1 pseudogene is annotated in these 443 nt (G+C 67.7%); it reads right to left on the bottom strand.

The features are described from left to right. A pseudogene (locus AB0C16_RS40615) lies at positions 1-443 on the bottom strand (mycothiol conjugate amidase Mca); the annotation flags it as partial.

Below are 443 nucleotides of genomic sequence, written 5' to 3'. Positions count from 1 at the left end.
TCGCTCTCGGGGAGGGAGGTATCGACCAGAGACTTCGCCAGCTCGTACTCCTCGGTCGGCCAGACCTCGCGCTGGATGTCCATCGGAACCCGGAACCAGCCGCCCTCCGGGTCGATCTGCGTGGCGTGCGCGATCAGCGCCTTGTCGCGGATCTCGAAGAACTCGTCGCAGGGAATGTGCGTGGTCAGCGTGCGTTCGACGCGCTCGAACTCCTTCCACCGCTCCAGCCACTCGCCGTACGGGGACTCCAGGCCCCGTGCGATCAGCGCCTCGTGCAGCGCGACGGTGCGCGGCCGGTTGAAGCCCTGGTTGTAGTAGAGCTTCCGCGGCGTCCAGACCGGGCCGAACTCGTCCTCGGGGAAGCGCTCCGCGTCGGCCGCACCGTCGAACGCGATCATCGAGATCGTGTGCGTCATGATGTGGTCGGGGTGCGGGTAGCCGCC

Source organism: Nonomuraea sp. NPDC048916, assembly GCF_040649575.1.
Classification (GTDB): Bacteria; Actinomycetota; Actinomycetes; order Streptosporangiales; family Streptosporangiaceae; genus Nonomuraea.
Note: the sequence above shows the minus strand (reverse complement) of the source record. Positions and strands in the feature narration are given on the sequence as shown.